The sequence below is a fragment of the Novosphingobium aureum genome (assembly GCF_015865035.1).
GTDB lineage: Bacteria > Pseudomonadota > Alphaproteobacteria > Sphingomonadales > Sphingomonadaceae > Novosphingobium > Novosphingobium aureum.
The window spans coordinates 2,366,440-2,381,908 of sequence record NZ_JADZGI010000001.1; the positions used below are offsets into that span (position 1 = coordinate 2,366,440).

A 15,469-nucleotide genomic window follows, 5' to 3' on the forward strand; every position below is an offset into this window, starting at 1 on the left:
TTATCCCGCGATCACCCAGCTGATGGCGCCGACAAGGCCCAGCAGCATGACAAGAGCGTAGCTGTACAGGTAGCCCGACTGGACCTTCTGCGCGTAAGTCGAACCCTTGGCGACGACCCAGGCCGCGCCGTCCGGTCCGAACCGGTCGATAATCCCGATGTCGAGGACCTTCCAGAAGGCCTTGCCGAAGGCGAAAGCGCCCTTGACGAACAGGATGTTGTAGAGCTCGTCGAACATCCACTTGCGGTACACGAAGGTGTAGACCGGGCCGATCTGCTGAACGACCTTGGACGGGAACGAGGTATTCTTGATGTAGCCGTACCAGGCGATGACCAGGCCAATCAGCATGACGATGAACGGGCTGAACTTCACCAGAGTGGGAACGCCGTGCATCGCGTGGATCAGATGCTCGTGGAAGACGAGACCACCCTTCCAGAATTCGCCCGTGCCTTCGCTGACGAAATAGTGCTGGAACACGGCACCTGCGAAGATCGCACCGAGCGTCAGGACAATCAGTGGCACGGTCATCACGGCCGGGCTTTCGTGCGGGTGATACCCGCCCGTGCCGTCGCCGTGATCAGCGTGATGCGCATGGTCGTCGTGGCCATGTGCGTCGTGACCGTGCGCGTCATGCACGGCGTGCTGGATGTGCTCCGAAGCGGCCCAGCGCGGCTTGCCGAAGAAGGTCAGGAAGACCAGGCGCCACGAGTAGAAGCTCGTCATCAGCGCAGCGGCGATACCCATCCAGTAGGCGAACAGGCCCATCGACGAACCGCTCGCATAAGCAGCCTCGATGATCGAGTCCTTCGAATAGAAGCCTGCAAAGCCGATGCCTTCAAGACCGACACCCGTGATAGCAAGCGTGCCCGCCGTCATCGCCCAGAACGTAACCGGGATCTTCTTACGCAAGTCGCCGTAGAAGCGCATGTCCTGCTCGTGGTGCATCGCATGGATGACCGAACCGGCGCAGAGGAACAGCAGGGCCTTGAAGAAGGCGTGCGTGAACAGGTGGAACATGGCCGAGCCGAAAGCGCCGACACCGATCGCGAAGAACATGTAGCCGAGCTGCGAACAGGTCGAGTACGCGATCACGCGCTTGATGTCCCACTGTGTGCAGCCAACGGTGGCCGCGAAGAAGCAGGTGGCCGCACCCACGAAGGTGATCACCGTCATTGTCGTCTCGCTGGCAGCGAACATCGGCGACAGGCGGCAGCACATGAAGACACCGGCGGTAACCATGGTCGCCGCGTGGATCAGGGCCGAAACCGGGGTCGGGCCCTCCATTGCGTCGGGAAGCCAGGTGTGCAGTCCGAGTTGAGCGGACTTGCCCATGGCACCCACGAACAGCAGCAGCGTGATCACGGTCATCGTGTCGAGGCGCATGCCAAGGAAGCCGATGGTCGAGCCGGCCATGCCGGGCACCGCTTCGAGAATTGCCGGGATCGAGACCGTGCCGAACACCAGGAACGTCGCGAAGATACCCATCATGAAGCCGAGATCACCGACGCGGTTGACCACGAAGGCCTTGATCGCCGCGGCCCCTGCCGAAGGCTTGCGCAGGTAGAAACCGATGAGAAGGTAAGAGGCGAGGCCCACGCCTTCCCAACCGAAGAACATCTGGACCAGGTTGTCTGCTGTCACCAGCATGAGCATCATGAAGGTGAAGAGCGACAGGTAGGCGAAGAAGCGCGGCTTGTCCGGTTCGTCGTCCATGTACCCCCACGAATAGAGGTGCACGAGCGAGGAAACCGAAGTCACAACGACCAGCATGATGGCGGTCAGTGTGTCGACGCGCAGCGTCCAGTCGAAAGTGAAGGCACCGGAGGCAACCCACTTGAGAACCGGAACGACTTCGGCCTCTGCGGTGCCTGCGAGATAAGGCAGGAACACCATCCAGGACAGCGCGGCAGAGATGAACAGACCAAGGGTCGTGATGACCTTGGCGGGCATGGCGCCAAGGTCCTTGTTGCCAAGGCCGGTGACGATCGCTGCCAGGAGCGGCAGGAATACGATGATCAGGATCGGGTGCAAGGCCTTATCCCTTCATCCGGTTGACGTCGTCGACGGCGATGGAGCCGCGGCCACGGAAGTAGATAACGAGGATCGCGAGACCGACGGCGGCTTCACCGGCAGCCACGGTCAGCACGAACATCGCGAAGATCTGACCAGTCAGATCGCCGAGATAGGAGCTGAACGCGACGAGATTGATGTTCACCGCAAGCAGGATCAGTTCGATCGACATCAGGATGACGATCACATTCTTGCGGTTGATGAAGATGCCGAGGACGCCGAGCACGAAAAGGATCGAGCTCACCACGACATAGTGTTCGACGCCGATCACAGCGTAACCCCCTTGCCCACTTCAGGCTTGACGTTGACGGTTGCCTCTTCCGGACGGCGCGCGTTCTGCTTGGAGATCGACTGGCCACGTACACCGCCACGCTGGCGATGGGTCAGGACGATCGCACCGATCATGGAGACGAGCAGTACGATACCGGCAGCCTCGAAGAGGAACAGGTAGCGGCTGTAGAGCAGCCCGCCGATGGCTTCGATGTTGCTGGCACCGGCAGGAGCCGCAGCCGAACCGTCGGGCGAACCCAGTTCGATGCCACCTGCGTGGTAGGCGCCGACACCAAGGACGATCTCGGCCAGCAACACCAGCGCGACCAATGCACCGAACGGGAAATAGCGAACGAAGCCCGCCCGCAGTTCGGCGAAGTCGATGTCGAGCATCATGACGACAAAGAGGAAAAGGACCGCGACGGCACCGACGTAAACGATGACGAGCAGCAGGGCGATGAACTCTGCACCGGTGAGAACCATCAGGCCAGCAGCGTTGAAAAACGCCAGGATCAGCCAGAGGACCGAGTGGACCGGGTTGCGCGAAAGAATCGTGATCGCACCAGAAGCCACGGTCATCACCGCGAAGAGATAAAAGGCAAAAACGTGAATCATGAAAGCCTGTCCCCTTGGGCGCGCCCCCTAGCGATACGGCGCATCGGCTTCAAGGTTCGCGGCGATAGCACGCTCCCACTTGTCCCCGTTTGCCAGTAGCTTGGCCTTGTCATAGAGCAGTTCCTCGCGCGTTTCGGTCGCGTACTCGAAGTTCGGCCCCTCAACGATCGCGTCCACCGGGCAGGCTTCCTGGCAGAAGCCGCAGTAGATGCACTTCGTCATGTCGATGTCGTAGCGCGTGGTACGGCGCGAGCCGTCGGCACGCGGCGCGGCCTCGATCGTGATCGCCTGTGCCGGGCAGATCGCCTCGCACAACTTGCACGCGATGCAGCGCTCCTCGCCGTTGGGATAACGGCGAAGCGCGTGCTCGCCGCGGAAGCGGGGCGATAGCGGATTCTTCTCATAGGGATAGTTGATCGTCGCCTTGGGCTTGAAGAAGTACTTCAAGGTCAGGGCATGCGCCTTCACGAACTCGTAGAGTGTGAAGGATTTTACGAGTTGAGCGACGCTCATCAGGAATACCTCGTCAGCATCAGGTAGCCCGAAACGACAACCACGAAGAGCAGCGACGTCGGCAGGAAGACCTTCCAGCCAAGACGCATCAGCTGGTCGTAGCGATAGCGCGGGACGGTCGCCTTCACCCAGGAGAAGACGAAGAAGAAGAAGAAGACCTTGAGCAGGAACCAGATGAAGCCCGGGACAAGGTACAGGACCGGAATGTCGAGCGGCGGGAGCCAGCCACCGAAGAACAGCGTCGCATTGAGCGCGCACATCAGCAGCACGTTGGCATATTCACCCAGCCAGTAGGCGGCGAAAGCCATCGACGAATATTCGGTCTGGTAACCGGCAACGAGCTCGGATTCCGCTTCGGTCAGGTCGAACGGCGCGCGCTGGGTTTCCGCGAGCGAGGAGATGAGGAACATCACCCACATCGGGAACAGCAGCGGGTTGAACACGAAGCCGTTGAAGATGCCTAAGACGTGGCCCTGCTGCGCGTGCACGATGTCGTTCATGTTGAACGAGCCGGCCCAGAGCACCACGCAGATCAGGATGAAGCCGATCGAGACTTCATACGAGATCATCTGTGCCGAGGCGCGCATGGCCGAGAAGAACGGGTACTTCGAATTCGAAGCCCAGCCAGCCATGATCGTGCCGTAGACGCCGAGCGAACTGATCGCCAGAACGTAGAGTAGCCCAAGGTTGATATCGGCCAGGATCGCACCCGAATTGAACGGGATCACAGCCCAGGCCATCAGAGCCACCGTGAAGGTCACCACAGGCGCGATCAGGAAGATGCCCTTGTTCGCGGCCGAAGGAATGATCGTTTCCTGAAGGAAGACCTTCAGTCCGTCGGCGAAGCTCTGCAGCAGACCGAAGGGACCGACGACGTTCGGACCACGACGCAGCGCCATGGCCGCCCAGATCTTGCGGTCGACGTAGATGATCATCGCGACTGCCAGCATCAGCGGCAGGGCAATGAGCAGGATGCCGCAGATCGTCGAAACGAACCACGCCCACTCGTAAGACATCCCGAGGGACTGGAAGAAAGCGGTCATTCCGCGGCCTCCGCGATCTCTTCCCCGTGGAGCAGCTCAGCCGAGCAGTCCTGCATCACGGCGCTGGCACGCGCGATCGGGTTGGTCATGTAGAGGTCCTTGATCGGATAGGCGATCTGGCCGTTAGCGGAACCGCCTCCGGCAGGCAGAGCCGTTCCGTAGTCAGCAAGCCCCTCGATGCCAAGTGCAGGAACTGCAGCGACCATTGCGGCGCGCAGTTCATCGAAGCTGTCGAAGCCGACCGACACACCGAAAGCATCCGCCATCGCGCGCAGGATCGTCCAGTCCTCACGGGCATCACCGGGCGCGAAGACCGCCTTGTCGGCGAACTGCACCCTGCCCTCGGTGTTGACGTAGGTCCCGCTCTTCTCGGTGTAGGCAGCCGCCGGCAGGATGACGTCGGCCGCATGTGCGCCCTTGTCACCGTGATGGCCGATGTAGACCACCATCGAGCCTGCGAACTTCGTATAGTCCACCTCGTCGGCACCGAGCGAAAGGACGACCTTGGGCGCTGCTTCAACGAGGTCGGTAATGCCGCCCTTCTGCGCATAGCCCAGCATAAGACCGCCCATGCGGCTTGCCGACATGTGCAGGACGTTGAAGCCGTTCCAGGCAGTGCCGTCCTCGAGCGTACGCACCAGGTTGAGCTGGCTGGCGACCGAGAGCGATGCCTCAAGGCCACCGCGGCCCAGCCCTGCCCCGCCGACGATGACAGCCGGGCGCTTGGCACCCTGCAGAGCATCCCAGACATGCTGCGGGAGGTTGCCGATGGTCGAGAGGTCGTCGCCGATGAACTCGCCCCCGAACGTGGTTTCCCACTCAGGCCCGATCAGGAAGACCTTGGCACCGCGCTTGACCGCCTTGCGCAGACGGACGTTCACGAGCGGCGCTTCCCAGCGGACCTGGCTGCCGACGATCAGGATCGCATCTGCGGTCTCGATGCCGGCGAAGGTCGAGTTGAAATTGACCGCCGCGAGGCTCGAGCAATCGTAATCCATCCCGGTCTGACGACCTTCGAGGAGCTGCGAACCGAGTGCGCCGAGCAGTTGCTTCGTCGCGAACATGGTCTCGCAGTCGACGAGGTCGCCTGCGACTGCCGCGATCGAATTACCCGGGTTGAGCGAGGCAATCGCGGAGAAGGCCTCGGCCCAGCTCACCGCAACCAGCTTGCCGTCCTTGCGCAGGAAGGGCTTGTCGAGGCGGCGCTTGGTCAGGCCATCGACCTGATAGCGCGCCTTGTCCGAAATCCATTCCTCGTTGACGTCATCGTTGATGCGCGGGAGCGCACGAAGGACTTCGCGGCCACGACTATCGATACGGATGTTCGCACCGGTCGCATCGGAGACGTCGATCGAGAGCGTTTTCTTGAGCTCCCAGGGACGCGCTTCGAAAGCGTAAGGACGCGAAGTCAGCGCGCCGACCGGGCACAGGTCGATCACGTTGGCCGACATCTCGTGCTTGGCAGCCTTCTCGAGATAGGTCGTGATCTGCATGTTCTCGCCGCGATAGAGCGCGCCGATCTCGTCGACGCCCGCGATCTCCTCGGAGAAGCGCACGCAGCGGGTGCAGTGGATGCAGCGCGTCATCTGCGTCTTGATGAGCGGACCCATGTTTTTCTCCGTCACCGCGCGCTTGTGCTCGTGGTACCGTGTCGCGCCGCGGCCATAGGCCATCGACTGATCCTGCAGGTCGCACTCGCCGCCCTGGTCGCAGATCGGGCAATCGAGCGGGTGGTTGATCAGGAGAAACTCCATCACGCCCTCGCGCGCCTTCTTGACCATCTCGGAGTCCGTGCGGATCTCCTGGCCTTCGGCAGCGGGAAGCGCGCAGGATGCCTGCGGCTTGGGCGGTCCGGGCTTCACCTCGACCAGGCACATGCGGCAGTTGCCGGCGATGCTCAGGCGCTCGTGATAGCAAAAGCGCGGGATTTCCTTGCCGGCGAGTTCGCAGGCCTGCAGGACGGTCGCGCCCTGTGGAACCTCGAGTTCTACGCCGTCTACTTTGACCTTGGGCATTACTCAGCAGCCTCCGGCATGTTCTCGGCGATCCGGCGTTCCAGCTCTGGGCGGAAGTGACGGATCAGGCCCTGGATCGGCCACGCAGCAGCGTCACCAAGAGCACAGATGGTGTGGCCCTCGACCTGCTTGGTCACCTGGAACAGCATGTCGATTTCCTCGGGCGCGGCGTCGCCGGTCCGCAGACGCTCCATGACGCGCCACATCCAGCCCGTGCCTTCGCGGCACGGCGTGCACTGGCCGCAGCTCTCGTGCTTGTAGAAGTACGAGATGCGGCTGATGGCGCGCACGATGTCGGTCGACTTGTCCATGACGATGATCGCCGCGGTACCAAGACCCGAACCGACGGCCTTGAGCCCGTCGTAGTCCATCGGGCAGTCGATGATGTCGGCAGCCGGAACCAGTGGAACCGAAGAACCACCCGGGATCACCGCAAGCAGGTTGTCCCAGCCACCGGTGATGCCACCACAGTGCTTCTCGATCAGTTCGCGGAACGAGATCGACATCTCTTCCTCGACCACGCAGGGCTTCTCGACGTGGCCCGAAATCTGGAAGAGCTTGGTGCCCTTGTTGTTCTCGCGCCCGAAGGAGGAGAACCACGAGGCTCCGCGACGCATGATCGTCGGCGCAACTGCGATCGATTCCACGTTGTTCACCGTGGTCGGGCAGCCGTAGAGGCCAGCACCTGCCGGGAACGGGGGCTTGAGGCGCGGCTGGCCCTTCTTGCCCTCGAGGCTCTCGATCATCGCGGTTTCTTCACCGCAGATGTAGGCGCCCGCGCCGCGGTGGACGAAGACGTCGAAGTCGTAGCCCGAGCCGCAGGCGTTCTTGCCGAGCAGGCCAGCGGCGTAAGCTTCTTCACGCGCAGCGAAGAGGACTTCGGCCTCACGGATGTACTCACCGCGGATGTAGATGTAGGCAGCCCGCGCGCCCATCGCGAAACCGGCGACCAGCGCCCCCTCGAACAGGAGGTGCGGATCGTGGCGCATGATCTCGCGATCCTTGCACGAACCGGGCTCGGATTCGTCGGCGTTGATGACCAGGAAGCTGGGCTTGGGGTTACCAGCCGCATCCTTGGGCGGCTCCTTGGGCATGAACGACCACTTGAGGCCGGTCGGGAAGCCCGCACCACCGCGTCCGCGAAGACCCGAAGCCTTCATTTCCTCGATGATGGATTCCTTGCCCTTGGCGAGGATGTCCTTGGTATTGTCCCAGGCGCCGCGCGCCTGCGCTTCCTTCAGGTTCCACGGCTGGAAGCCGTAGAGGTTCGTGAAGATGCGATCCTTGTCGAGCAGTGCCATGGCTTACCACTCCCCCCGGTAATCGTGGTTCTCGCCGACCATCGCGGTGAGCGAAGTAACGCCGCCCGAAGGCTCGACGGTGTGACGACCCGGCTCCTGCGTGCCGGCCTTGGGCGTCTCGCCAGCGGCCAGCGCATCGAGGACCTTGTCGAGGCGCTCCGGGGTGAGGTCCTCGTAGTTATCGTCGTTGATTTGAACCATTGGCGCAGAGGCGCAATTGCCCATGCACTCGACCTCGGTGAACGACCAGAGGCCGTCCTCGGTCGTGTGGCCCTTCTTCATCCCGCGCTTCTGGCATGCAGAGATGATGTCATCCGACCCGCGCAGCATGCAGGGCGTCGTACCGCAGACCTGCACGTGGAACCGGCCGATCGGCGCGATGTTGTACATCGTGTAGAAGGTCGCGACCTCGACGACGCGAATGATCGGCATGTCGAGGTAGTCGGCCACATATTCCATTACCGGAATGGGAAGCCAGCCTTGCGTGTTCTCCTCCGCACCGACCTGACGCTGGGCCAGATCGAGCAGCGGCATCACGGCCGAGCGCTGACGCCCTTCCGGATAGCGCGAAAGCACTTCCTTCGCCTTTTCGGCGTTCTGCGCGGTCCACGCGAAGTTGCCCCAACGAGCCCGCAGTTCGGGCGTGTCGGGTTCGATATAGCGGTCAGCCATGCTTACCCCTGCGCTTCAGCCATTCGTCCTGGCCGAAAAAGAAAATCTCGAAGCCACCGATCGCGGTTGCCAGCATCGCCACCAGCGGCGAAGGCTGGTAGCCCATCGACAGGACCCCGAAGTACAGACCAACGAGGAACAGCCCGGTAAGGGCCGCCCACACGCGGATCATCTTGACCGTATCAAGCTTCATCGAATGAACTCCACCCGCGAGCACAGCTCGCCCTCGAAGCTATAGACCACGATGACGTCGAACGGTTCGACCAGCTCCGAGCCATCGGAAGCGGGACCGCGCGTGACGTGCTCGCGGAAAACGACGAAGTTGTCGCTTTCCTGCGCGTGGACGATCTCGGCATTGTTCTGCGGCCATTTGGCGAAAGCGGCAGCAAGACCGCTGCGCGTTCCTTCCTTGCCTTCGCGCACAACTGCACCGCGATAGTTGGCCTCACAGGCACCTTCCGTCATGTAGGAGACGTAAGTGTCCACATCTTGTGCGTTATAGGCCGCGATCATGGCCTTCGCAGTTTCGAGCTTGCTCACCGGTCGCACTCCCCGAACACGACGTCGATCGCGCCAAGGATGGCGGTCGCGTCAGGCAACATGTGGCCCTTGGACATGAAGTCCATCGCCTGAAGGTGCGAAAACGCGGTCGGCCGGATCTTGCAGCGGTACGGCTTGTTCGAACCGTCCGACACCAGATATACGCCGAACTCACCCTTGGGGCTTTCGGTCGCGACGTAGACCTCACCGGCGGGCACATGATAGCCCTCGGTGTAGAGCTTGAAGTGATGGATCAGCGATTCCATCGAGCTCTTCATCTCGGCGCGCTTGGGCGGACCGACCTTGCGGTCGGCGGTCATGACAGGGCCTTCGGGCATTTCGGCCAGACACCGCTTCATGATCCTGGCCGACTGACGCACTTCCTCGACGCGGACCATGAACCGGTCGTAGCAATCCGAGGCGGTACCGACCGGAATCTCGAAGTCCATGCGGTCGTAGACGTCGTAAGGCTGCGCCTTGCGGATGTCCCAGGCAATGCCCGCAGCACGGATCATCGGGCCGGAAAAACCCCAGGCGAGCGAGTCTTCCTTGCTGGTAACCGCGATGTCGACGTTGCGCTGCTTGAAGATGCGGTTGTCGACGACGAGGCTCATCGCGTCCTCAAACAGCGTCGGAAGACGCGTGTCGAGCCAATCGGCGATATCGGTCAGCAGCTTGAGCGGCACATCCTGATGAACGCCGCCGGGGCGGAACCAGGCCGAGTGCATGCGGGCGCCAGATGCGCGCTCGAAGAAATTGAGGCAGTCCTCGCGGATCTCGAACAGCCACAGGTTCGGCGTCATCGCGCCCACGTCCATGACGTGGCTGCCGATGTTGAGCATGTGGTTGCAGATGCGGGTCAGCTCGGCGAACAGCACGCGAAGGTACTGGGCGCGAAGCGGAACCTCGAGGTTGAGCAACTTCTCGATCGCCAGAACGTAGCTGTACTCCATCGCCAGCGGCGAGCAGTAGTCGAGGCGATCGAAGTAAGGCAGCGCCTGCGTGTAGGTCTTGTTCTCGATCAGCTTCTCGGTGCCGCGATGCAGCAGGCCGACGTGCGGATCGATGCGCTCGATGATTTCGCCATCGAGTTCCATCACCATGCGAAGCACACCGTGGGCCGCAGGGTGCTGCGGGCCGAAGTTGATCGTGTAGTTGGTGATGACGTCGTCGCCGGTGGTGGGCGACTGTTCGAGCTGGAGGCTCATGCCTTGTCCCCCCTGTCCTTTTCGTCCGTTGCAGGTGCCGGCGCGGACTCCTTGTCGGCTGCCTTGGCATCCGCCTTGGCATCGGCCCCCGTGTCCTTGGCGGACTCGGTGGTCTTCTTCTCGGCAACCGGAGGCACAGCCGGAGCGTCAGCCTTCTCGTCACCGGGAAGCACGTACTCGGCGCCTTCCCAGGGACTCATGAAATCGAAGCTGCGGAAGTCCTGAGCCAGCTTGACCGGCTCGTAGACGACGCGCTTGTCTTCCTCGGAATAGCGCAGCTCGACATAGCCCGTGAGCGGAAAGTCCTTGCGGAACGGATGCCCCTCGAAGCCGTAGTCGGTCAGAATGCGACGCAGGTCGTTGTTGCCTGCGAAGATCACGCCGTAGAGATCGAAGACCTCGCGCTCGAGCCAGCCCGCGTTGGGCCACAGCGTGGTAACGGTCGGCACCGGCGTGTTCTCGGCGGCGTGCACCTTCACCAGCAGGCGATGGTTACGCGTGACCGAAAGCAGCATGTAGACAACCTCGAAGCGCTCGGCGCGCTGCGGGTAGTCGACACCGGCGATTTCCATGAGCTGCTGGTATTCGTGCTCATCGCGCAGCAGACGCAAGGCCTCCGCGAGTTCGTCACGAGCAACCGTGAGGACGATCTCGCCGTGCTGATCGACGGCGCCGACAAGGCGCGAACCGAGCGTCGCGTTCACAGCCTCGATGACACCGTCATTCGTGGCGAAGCGCGGGGCGGAATGAAGAACGGTCATTGTCTGTTCGCTCCTCAACGCTCGACGGTGCCGACGCGGCGGATCTTGCGCTGCAGCTGCATCACGCCATAGAGCAGCGCCTCCGCGGTCGGAGGGCAGCCCGGAACGTAGATGTCGACCGGCACGATGCGGTCACAGCCGCGCACGACGCTGTAGCTGTAGTGGTAATAGCCACCACCATTGGCGCACGAGCCCATCGAGATGACGTACTTGGGCTCCGACATCTGGTCATAGACCTTGCGCAGCGCTGGAGCCATCTTGTTGCAAAGCGTGCCCGCGACGATCATCACGTCCGACTGGCGCGGCGAGGCGCGCGGCGCAGCGCCGAAGCGCTCCATGTCGTAACGCGGCATGTTCACGTGGATCATCTCGACCGCGCAGCACGCAAGACCGAAGGTCATCCACCACAGCGAGCCGGTACGGGCCCACTGGAACAGTTCCTCGGTCGAGGTGACGAGGAAGCCCTTGTCGGACACTTCCTGATTGAGGTCGTTGAAGAACGCTTGGTCGGGAGCGGTTACCGAGGTACCCTGCGCCGGAGCAAGCGGTTGGCCGGAGGAGTTCACGAGAGTGCTCATTCCCAGTCCAGAGCTCCCTTCTTCCATGCATAGGCGAGGCCGATGGCCAGTTCGCCGAGGAATACCATCATGGTCGTCCAGCCTGCCCAGCCGGTCATGTCGAGCGACACGGCCCAGGGAAACAGGAACGCAGCTTCGAGGTCGAAGATGATGAACAGGATCGCGACGAGATAGAAGCGCACGTCGAACTGGCTGCGCGGGTCTTCGAAGGCGGGGAAGCCGCACTCGTACTCGCTCAACTTGTCGGCGTCAGGCCGATGCGTTCCCGTGAGGCGCGCCACTGCCATAGGCAGGAACACGATCACCGAGGACAAGGCGATCGCGATCACCAGGAAAATCAAAATCGGCAGATATTGCGACAGATCAGTCAATGGTCTCTGGCCTCTTACCGGGGACGATTGCCGGACTCTAGCCACGAGCGGCGTCCGGTCGTTGGGCGCGTCCTTAGGCCAGCCCATCGGGCATCGCAAGGTGTCCGGACGCATTAATCCGCCCATCTTCCTTGCAATGCAACAAAACTACGTATTTTCGCTGATCAACAGTCCCGCGGGTGCATTAAATTCAAGCGCATTATGGGAACGCTCCCTCGATCCTCCACTCGGCTGGGTAACCACCGTCAGCGAACGACGTGAGGCGAGTCGAAATCCGCTGCCCCAATCACGATCATACGCTAATGATAGTGATTAGCAACTTAGCGCGCAGCTTCCACGACTAGGGATGACAAGGGAAACACGAAGCGCACGCGCGATATCGGCGCAACGGACTTCATTTCGCCATAACGGGAAGCAATAAGCACCGGAAACCGGGACGAGGTCAGCGTCGGCAGACCGAGCATGTCATTGCAAATACCGCAGCGCAGCATTATCCCCGTGAGCAACGAAACAGCAAAGAAAGGCCTTGGCCATGTCCCAGATTTCGCCTTCCGACCCGATTGTAATCCTGTCCTATGCGCGAACCCCTATGGGCGGCCTTCAGGGCGCTTTTGCCGATGTCGATGCAACGGAACTCGGAGCGACCGCCGTTAAGGCTGCGGTGGAAAGGGCGGGCGTTGCCGGCGATGATGTCGAACGCATCTACATGGGCTGCGTCCTGCCCGCCGGACTAGGGCAGGCCCCTGCCCGCCAGGCCGCACTCAAGGCCGGGCTGCCCAAATCCGTCCAGGCGACCACTGTCAACAAGGTATGCGGCTCGGGCATGCAGACGGTGATCATGGGCTCGGAGGCCCTCGCATCCGGCTCGATCGACGTCGTCATTGCAGGTGGCATGGAGTCGATGACCAATGCCCCTTACCTCACCAAGAAGCACCGTTCGGGCGCGCGTGCCGGGCATGATACCCTCTATGATCACATGTTCCTCGACGGACTCGAAGATGCCTATGACGGCTCAGCCATGGGATCTTTCGCGCAGGTCACTGCCGACGAATACCAGCTGACCCGTGAGATGCAGGATGCCTATTCGATCGAGTCACTGCGCCGCGCCAATGCCGCGATCGAATCCGGTGCCTTCGCCGACGAGGTCGTGCCGGTGACCGTGAAAAGCCGGAAGGGCGAACTCGTCGTCGATACCGACGAACAACCGCCCAAGGGTCGCCCCGACAAGATTCCGACCTTGCGCGCAGCCTTCGCCAAGGACGGCACGATCACCGCAGCATCCTCGAGTTCGATCTCGGACGGCGCGGCCGCGATGGTCCTTACCCGCAAGAGTGTCGCCGATGCCAAGGGTTACACCGCTCTCGCCACCGTCATCGGGGTCGAGGCCCACGCGCAGGAGCCCTCGCAGTTCACCACAGCGCCCGTTGGGGCCATCGAGAAGCTCGCAAAGAAGATCGGCTGGTCGCTCGACGAGGTCGACCTGTTCGAGATCAACGAAGCCTTCGCGTGCGTTGCCATGTTCGCGATCAAGGACCTCGGCATTACCCATGACAAGGTCAATATCCACGGCGGCGCGACCGCACTGGGCCACCCGATCGGAGCCTCGGGTACGCGCATTATCGTGACGCTGCTCAACGCACTCAAGGCCAAGGGCCTCAAGAAGGGCATTGCCAGCCTGTGCATCGGCGGCGGCGAAGCCACTGCGATTGCGGTCGAAATGGCCTGAGTACGCCCCGACCTGGGCACCAGCCCTCAAGGTAACAAAAAGAAACCCCCGCTGTTGTCAGCGGGGGTTTCTTTTTCTCAGCCTCATCTTGAACAACGAGCCCGATCACCAGGCTATCGATCAGGGCGCACCCGCCCCCCAGATCGCATCCTCGCGAACGAAGCCGCGATGCCCTTCGACATCGAAACTGCACCAACCGGCTTCGCATTCACCAAGCAACCCGACGACACCCGGCTCAACCTGCCACAACAAGGCAGAGCCACTGTTTCCTTCGGCATGCATTTCAACCAGTTCCCCGGCTCGCACGATTGCGCCGCGCTGGCGCGACAACAGCAGGTCGCGCATCCAACCGCGCGTTCCATCAGGGTCCTCGATCTGGCGCCAGGGCCCTTCGCGGCGGACGACCTTCACCGGCAGGTGCATGCGCCTGTAAACCCATTCGATCCGGAAACTGTTGCCCGGACCCACGCGCATATTGGCGACTTCGGCGTCGATCGAAGCCCAATACGGCACGCCATTGTCATCCTCGGCATGAGCAGGTGCGCTCATGCTGCCGAAGCTCAGGCCACTCAAGCCCAGCGCAAGCGCAGCAAGCGCCGCAGTAGAAAAACAACGAAGCGTCATGGCCCTTATCTACCGCCTGATCGCGAGCTGCTTCAAGGCTTCTTGACCGCGTGACTGTGGACGGCGATAGCTCACGATCACGATGCCAGTGGTCTCCGATCTGTCCGCCTCCTCGCCTCCACCTTCGCGCCCGCGCGTCATTGTGACGCGCAAGCTCGATCACCGCGTCGAGGAACGCATGGCGGAGCTGTTCGATGTCACGTTCAATACGAATGACGAGGCCATGGACCGAGACGCCCTGGCCGCAGCAATGCGCAACTGCGACGTCATCGTACCGACCGTTACCGACCGGATCGACGCAGCGCTGATCGAACAGGCTGGCGACAGGCTGGGCATGATCGCCAATTTCGGAGCAGGAACCGAGCATATCGATATCGTCGCGGCCCGCCGCCGGGGCGTGATCGTGACCAATACGCCCGGGGTCTTCACCGACGACACAGCCGACATCACCATCGCCTTGATCATCATGGCAATGCGCAAGCTGGGTCGCGGCGCGCAGGTGCTCGCGCAAGGCAACTGGGAAGGCTGGAGCCCTACCAACCTGCTGGGCAATTCGCTTGCCGGCAAGACGCTCGGACTGGTCGGCATGGGCCGCATCGGACAGGCCGTTGCGCATCGCGCCCGCGCCTTCGGCATGGATATCCGTTACCACAACCGCAATCGGCTGCCCGGTTCGATCGAAAACATGGTCAATGCGCGCTACGAAGGCGATCTCGACACCCTCTTCGCCGAGGCTGACGTGCTCAGCCTGCACTGCCCGCTGACCCCGGCGACGCGCCACCTCGTAAACGAACGCAAGCTAGCACTGATGAAGCCGGGAGCGTGTCTAGTGAACACGGGCCGCGGCCCGCTGATAGACGAAACTGCTCTCATCGAGGCCCTGCAGAGCGGTCGGCTCGGCAGCGCCGGCCTCGACGTATATTCCAGCGAGCCAAACGTTTCCCCCGAGCTACTGGCTGCCCCCAACCTTGTCGCCCTGCCCCATCTCGGCAGCGCAACCGAAGAGGGTCGTGCAACAGCCGGACACCGTATCATCGCCAATATCCGGTTCTGGGTCGACGGCCATCGCCCGCCGGATCAAGTCATCCCTGACTTGTCCTGAACGATACGTCGGCACGCGTCCCAGGCACAAGCGGCGCGGTATGCAGTAAACGCGAAAAAA

General features: G+C 62.1%; 17 protein-coding genes. 2 read left to right on the plus strand and 15 right to left on the minus strand.

Annotated features, from left to right (window positions below):
• From nuoL to I5E68_RS11110, 14 genes are read right to left on the minus strand one after another with little or no spacing between them, the layout of a single operon-like run.
• The gene (gene nuoL / locus I5E68_RS11045) at positions 1-2,031 is read right to left on the minus strand and encodes an NADH-quinone oxidoreductase subunit L (protein WP_197163717.1); all 2,031 of its coding nucleotides are present in this window, start codon (positions 2,029-2,031) and stop codon (positions 1-3) included.
• Between the two features lie 4 nt (positions 2,032-2,035).
• Complete coding sequence (gene nuoK, locus I5E68_RS11050; protein WP_197163719.1) at positions 2,036-2,341, minus strand: NADH-quinone oxidoreductase subunit NuoK; 306 nt, start codon at positions 2,339-2,341, stop codon at positions 2,036-2,038.
• Positions 2,338-2,955: an NADH-quinone oxidoreductase subunit J gene (locus tag I5E68_RS11055; RefSeq protein WP_197163720.1), complete on the minus strand. Its 618-nt coding sequence runs from the start codon at positions 2,953-2,955 to the stop codon at positions 2,338-2,340. The genes nuoK and I5E68_RS11055 overlap by 4 nt, the downstream gene beginning before the upstream one ends.
• Positions 2,956-2,982: 27 nt before the next feature.
• Positions 2,983-3,468, minus strand: coding sequence for an NADH-quinone oxidoreductase subunit NuoI (gene nuoI / locus I5E68_RS11060; protein ID WP_197163721.1), 486 nt, complete (start codon positions 3,466-3,468; stop codon positions 2,983-2,985).
• Positions 3,468-4,511 (minus strand): NADH-quinone oxidoreductase subunit NuoH, encoded by a 1,044-nt coding sequence (nuoH, locus tag I5E68_RS11065; protein ID WP_197163722.1) that lies wholly within the window; start codon positions 4,509-4,511, stop codon positions 3,468-3,470. The genes nuoI and nuoH overlap by 1 nt, the downstream gene beginning before the upstream one ends.
• A complete protein-coding gene (gene nuoG / locus I5E68_RS11070) occupies positions 4,508-6,526 on the minus strand; it encodes an NADH-quinone oxidoreductase subunit NuoG (RefSeq protein ID WP_197163723.1) in 2,019 nt (672 codons plus the stop codon). Before nuoG ends, nuoH begins: the two co-directional genes overlap by 4 nt.
• Positions 6,526-7,827 carry an NADH-quinone oxidoreductase subunit NuoF gene (gene nuoF, locus I5E68_RS11075; RefSeq protein ID WP_197163724.1) on the minus strand — a complete coding sequence of 434 codons (1,302 nt, stop codon included), beginning with the start codon at positions 7,825-7,827 and terminating at the stop codon, positions 6,526-6,528. The genes nuoG and nuoF overlap by 1 nt, the downstream gene beginning before the upstream one ends.
• Positions 7,828-7,830: 3 nt before the next feature.
• Entirely contained in the window at positions 7,831-8,499 is a 669-nt protein-coding gene (locus tag I5E68_RS11080; protein WP_197163725.1) for a complex I 24 kDa subunit family protein, read from the minus strand.
• A complete protein-coding gene (locus I5E68_RS11085; RefSeq protein ID WP_197163726.1) occupies positions 8,492-8,692 on the minus strand; it encodes a hypothetical protein in 201 nt (66 codons plus the stop codon). The genes I5E68_RS11080 and I5E68_RS11085 overlap by 8 nt, the downstream gene beginning before the upstream one ends.
• Positions 8,689-9,039, minus strand: a complete 351-nt coding sequence (locus I5E68_RS11090; protein ID WP_197163727.1) for a nuclear transport factor 2 family protein — start codon at positions 9,037-9,039, stop codon at positions 8,689-8,691. The genes I5E68_RS11085 and I5E68_RS11090 overlap by 4 nt, the downstream gene beginning before the upstream one ends.
• Complete coding sequence (locus I5E68_RS11095; protein WP_197163728.1) at positions 9,036-10,247, minus strand: NADH-quinone oxidoreductase subunit D; 1,212 nt, start codon at positions 10,245-10,247, stop codon at positions 9,036-9,038. The genes I5E68_RS11090 and I5E68_RS11095 overlap by 4 nt, the downstream gene beginning before the upstream one ends.
• Positions 10,244-11,008 carry an NADH-quinone oxidoreductase subunit C gene (locus I5E68_RS11100; protein WP_197163729.1) on the minus strand — a complete coding sequence of 255 codons (765 nt, stop codon included), beginning with the start codon at positions 11,006-11,008 and terminating at the stop codon, positions 10,244-10,246. Before I5E68_RS11100 ends, I5E68_RS11095 begins: the two co-directional genes overlap by 4 nt.
• A gap of 14 nt (positions 11,009-11,022) precedes the next feature.
• On the minus strand, positions 11,023-11,586 hold the full coding sequence (locus tag I5E68_RS11105) for a NuoB/complex I 20 kDa subunit family protein (protein ID WP_197163730.1): 564 nt from the start codon (positions 11,584-11,586) through the stop codon (positions 11,023-11,025).
• Positions 11,583-11,957, minus strand: a complete 375-nt coding sequence (locus tag I5E68_RS11110; protein WP_197163731.1) for an NADH-quinone oxidoreductase subunit A — start codon at positions 11,955-11,957, stop codon at positions 11,583-11,585. Before I5E68_RS11110 ends, I5E68_RS11105 begins: the two co-directional genes overlap by 4 nt.
• 532 nt (positions 11,958-12,489) lie before the next feature.
• Here I5E68_RS11110 and I5E68_RS11115 point away from each other — a divergent pair.
• Positions 12,490-13,683 carry an acetyl-CoA C-acyltransferase gene (locus I5E68_RS11115; protein ID WP_197163733.1) on the plus strand — a complete coding sequence of 398 codons (1,194 nt, stop codon included), beginning with the start codon at positions 12,490-12,492 and terminating at the stop codon, positions 13,681-13,683.
• 120 nt (positions 13,684-13,803) lie between these two features.
• Here the strand turns inward: I5E68_RS11115 and I5E68_RS11120 are convergent, their stop codons facing one another.
• Positions 13,804-14,307, minus strand: coding sequence for an SH3 domain-containing protein (locus tag I5E68_RS11120; RefSeq protein ID WP_323982138.1), 504 nt, complete (start codon positions 14,305-14,307; stop codon positions 13,804-13,806).
• A gap of 82 nt (positions 14,308-14,389) precedes the next feature.
• Here I5E68_RS11120 and I5E68_RS11125 point away from each other — a divergent pair, with 82 nt between their 5' ends.
• Complete coding sequence (locus tag I5E68_RS11125; RefSeq protein WP_197163736.1) at positions 14,390-15,409, plus strand: 2-hydroxyacid dehydrogenase; 1,020 nt, start codon at positions 14,390-14,392, stop codon at positions 15,407-15,409.
• The last annotated feature ends 60 nt before the right edge of the window (positions 15,410-15,469 follow it).

Bases quoted from the DNA above. Each gene is read 5' to 3' on its own strand.
- I5E68_RS11055 (WP_197163720.1), bottom strand. From the start codon at position 2,955: ATGATTCACGTTTTTGCCTTTTATCTCTTCGCGGTGATGACCGTGGCT.
- nuoI (WP_197163721.1), bottom strand. From the start codon at position 3,468: ATGAGCGTCGCTCAACTCGTAAAATCCTTCACACTCTACGAGTTCGTG.
- nuoH (WP_197163722.1), bottom strand. From the start codon at position 4,511: ATGACCGCTTTCTTCCAGTCCCTCGGGATGTCTTACGAGTGGGCGTGG.
- nuoG (WP_197163723.1), bottom strand. From the start codon at position 6,526: ATGCCCAAGGTCAAAGTAGACGGCGTAGAACTCGAGGTTCCACAGGGC.
- nuoF (WP_197163724.1), bottom strand. From the start codon at position 7,827: ATGGCACTGCTCGACAAGGATCGCATCTTCACGAACCTCTACGGCTTC.
- I5E68_RS11080 (WP_197163725.1), bottom strand. From the start codon at position 8,499: ATGGCTGACCGCTATATCGAACCCGACACGCCCGAACTGCGGGCTCGT.
- I5E68_RS11085 (WP_197163726.1), bottom strand. From the start codon at position 8,692: ATGAAGCTTGATACGGTCAAGATGATCCGCGTGTGGGCGGCCCTTACC.
- I5E68_RS11095 (WP_197163728.1), bottom strand. From the start codon at position 10,247: ATGAGCCTCCAGCTCGAACAGTCGCCCACCACCGGCGACGACGTCATC.
- I5E68_RS11100 (WP_197163729.1), bottom strand. From the start codon at position 11,008: ATGACCGTTCTTCATTCCGCCCCGCGCTTCGCCACGAATGACGGTGTC.
- I5E68_RS11105 (WP_197163730.1), bottom strand. From the start codon at position 11,586: ATGAGCACTCTCGTGAACTCCTCCGGCCAACCGCTTGCTCCGGCGCAG.
- I5E68_RS11115 (WP_197163733.1), top strand. From the start codon at position 12,490: ATGTCCCAGATTTCGCCTTCCGACCCGATTGTAATCCTGTCCTATGCG.
- I5E68_RS11120 (WP_323982138.1), bottom strand. From the start codon at position 14,307: ATGACGCTTCGTTGTTTTTCTACTGCGGCGCTTGCTGCGCTTGCGCTG.
- I5E68_RS11125 (WP_197163736.1), top strand. From the start codon at position 14,390: ATGCCAGTGGTCTCCGATCTGTCCGCCTCCTCGCCTCCACCTTCGCGC.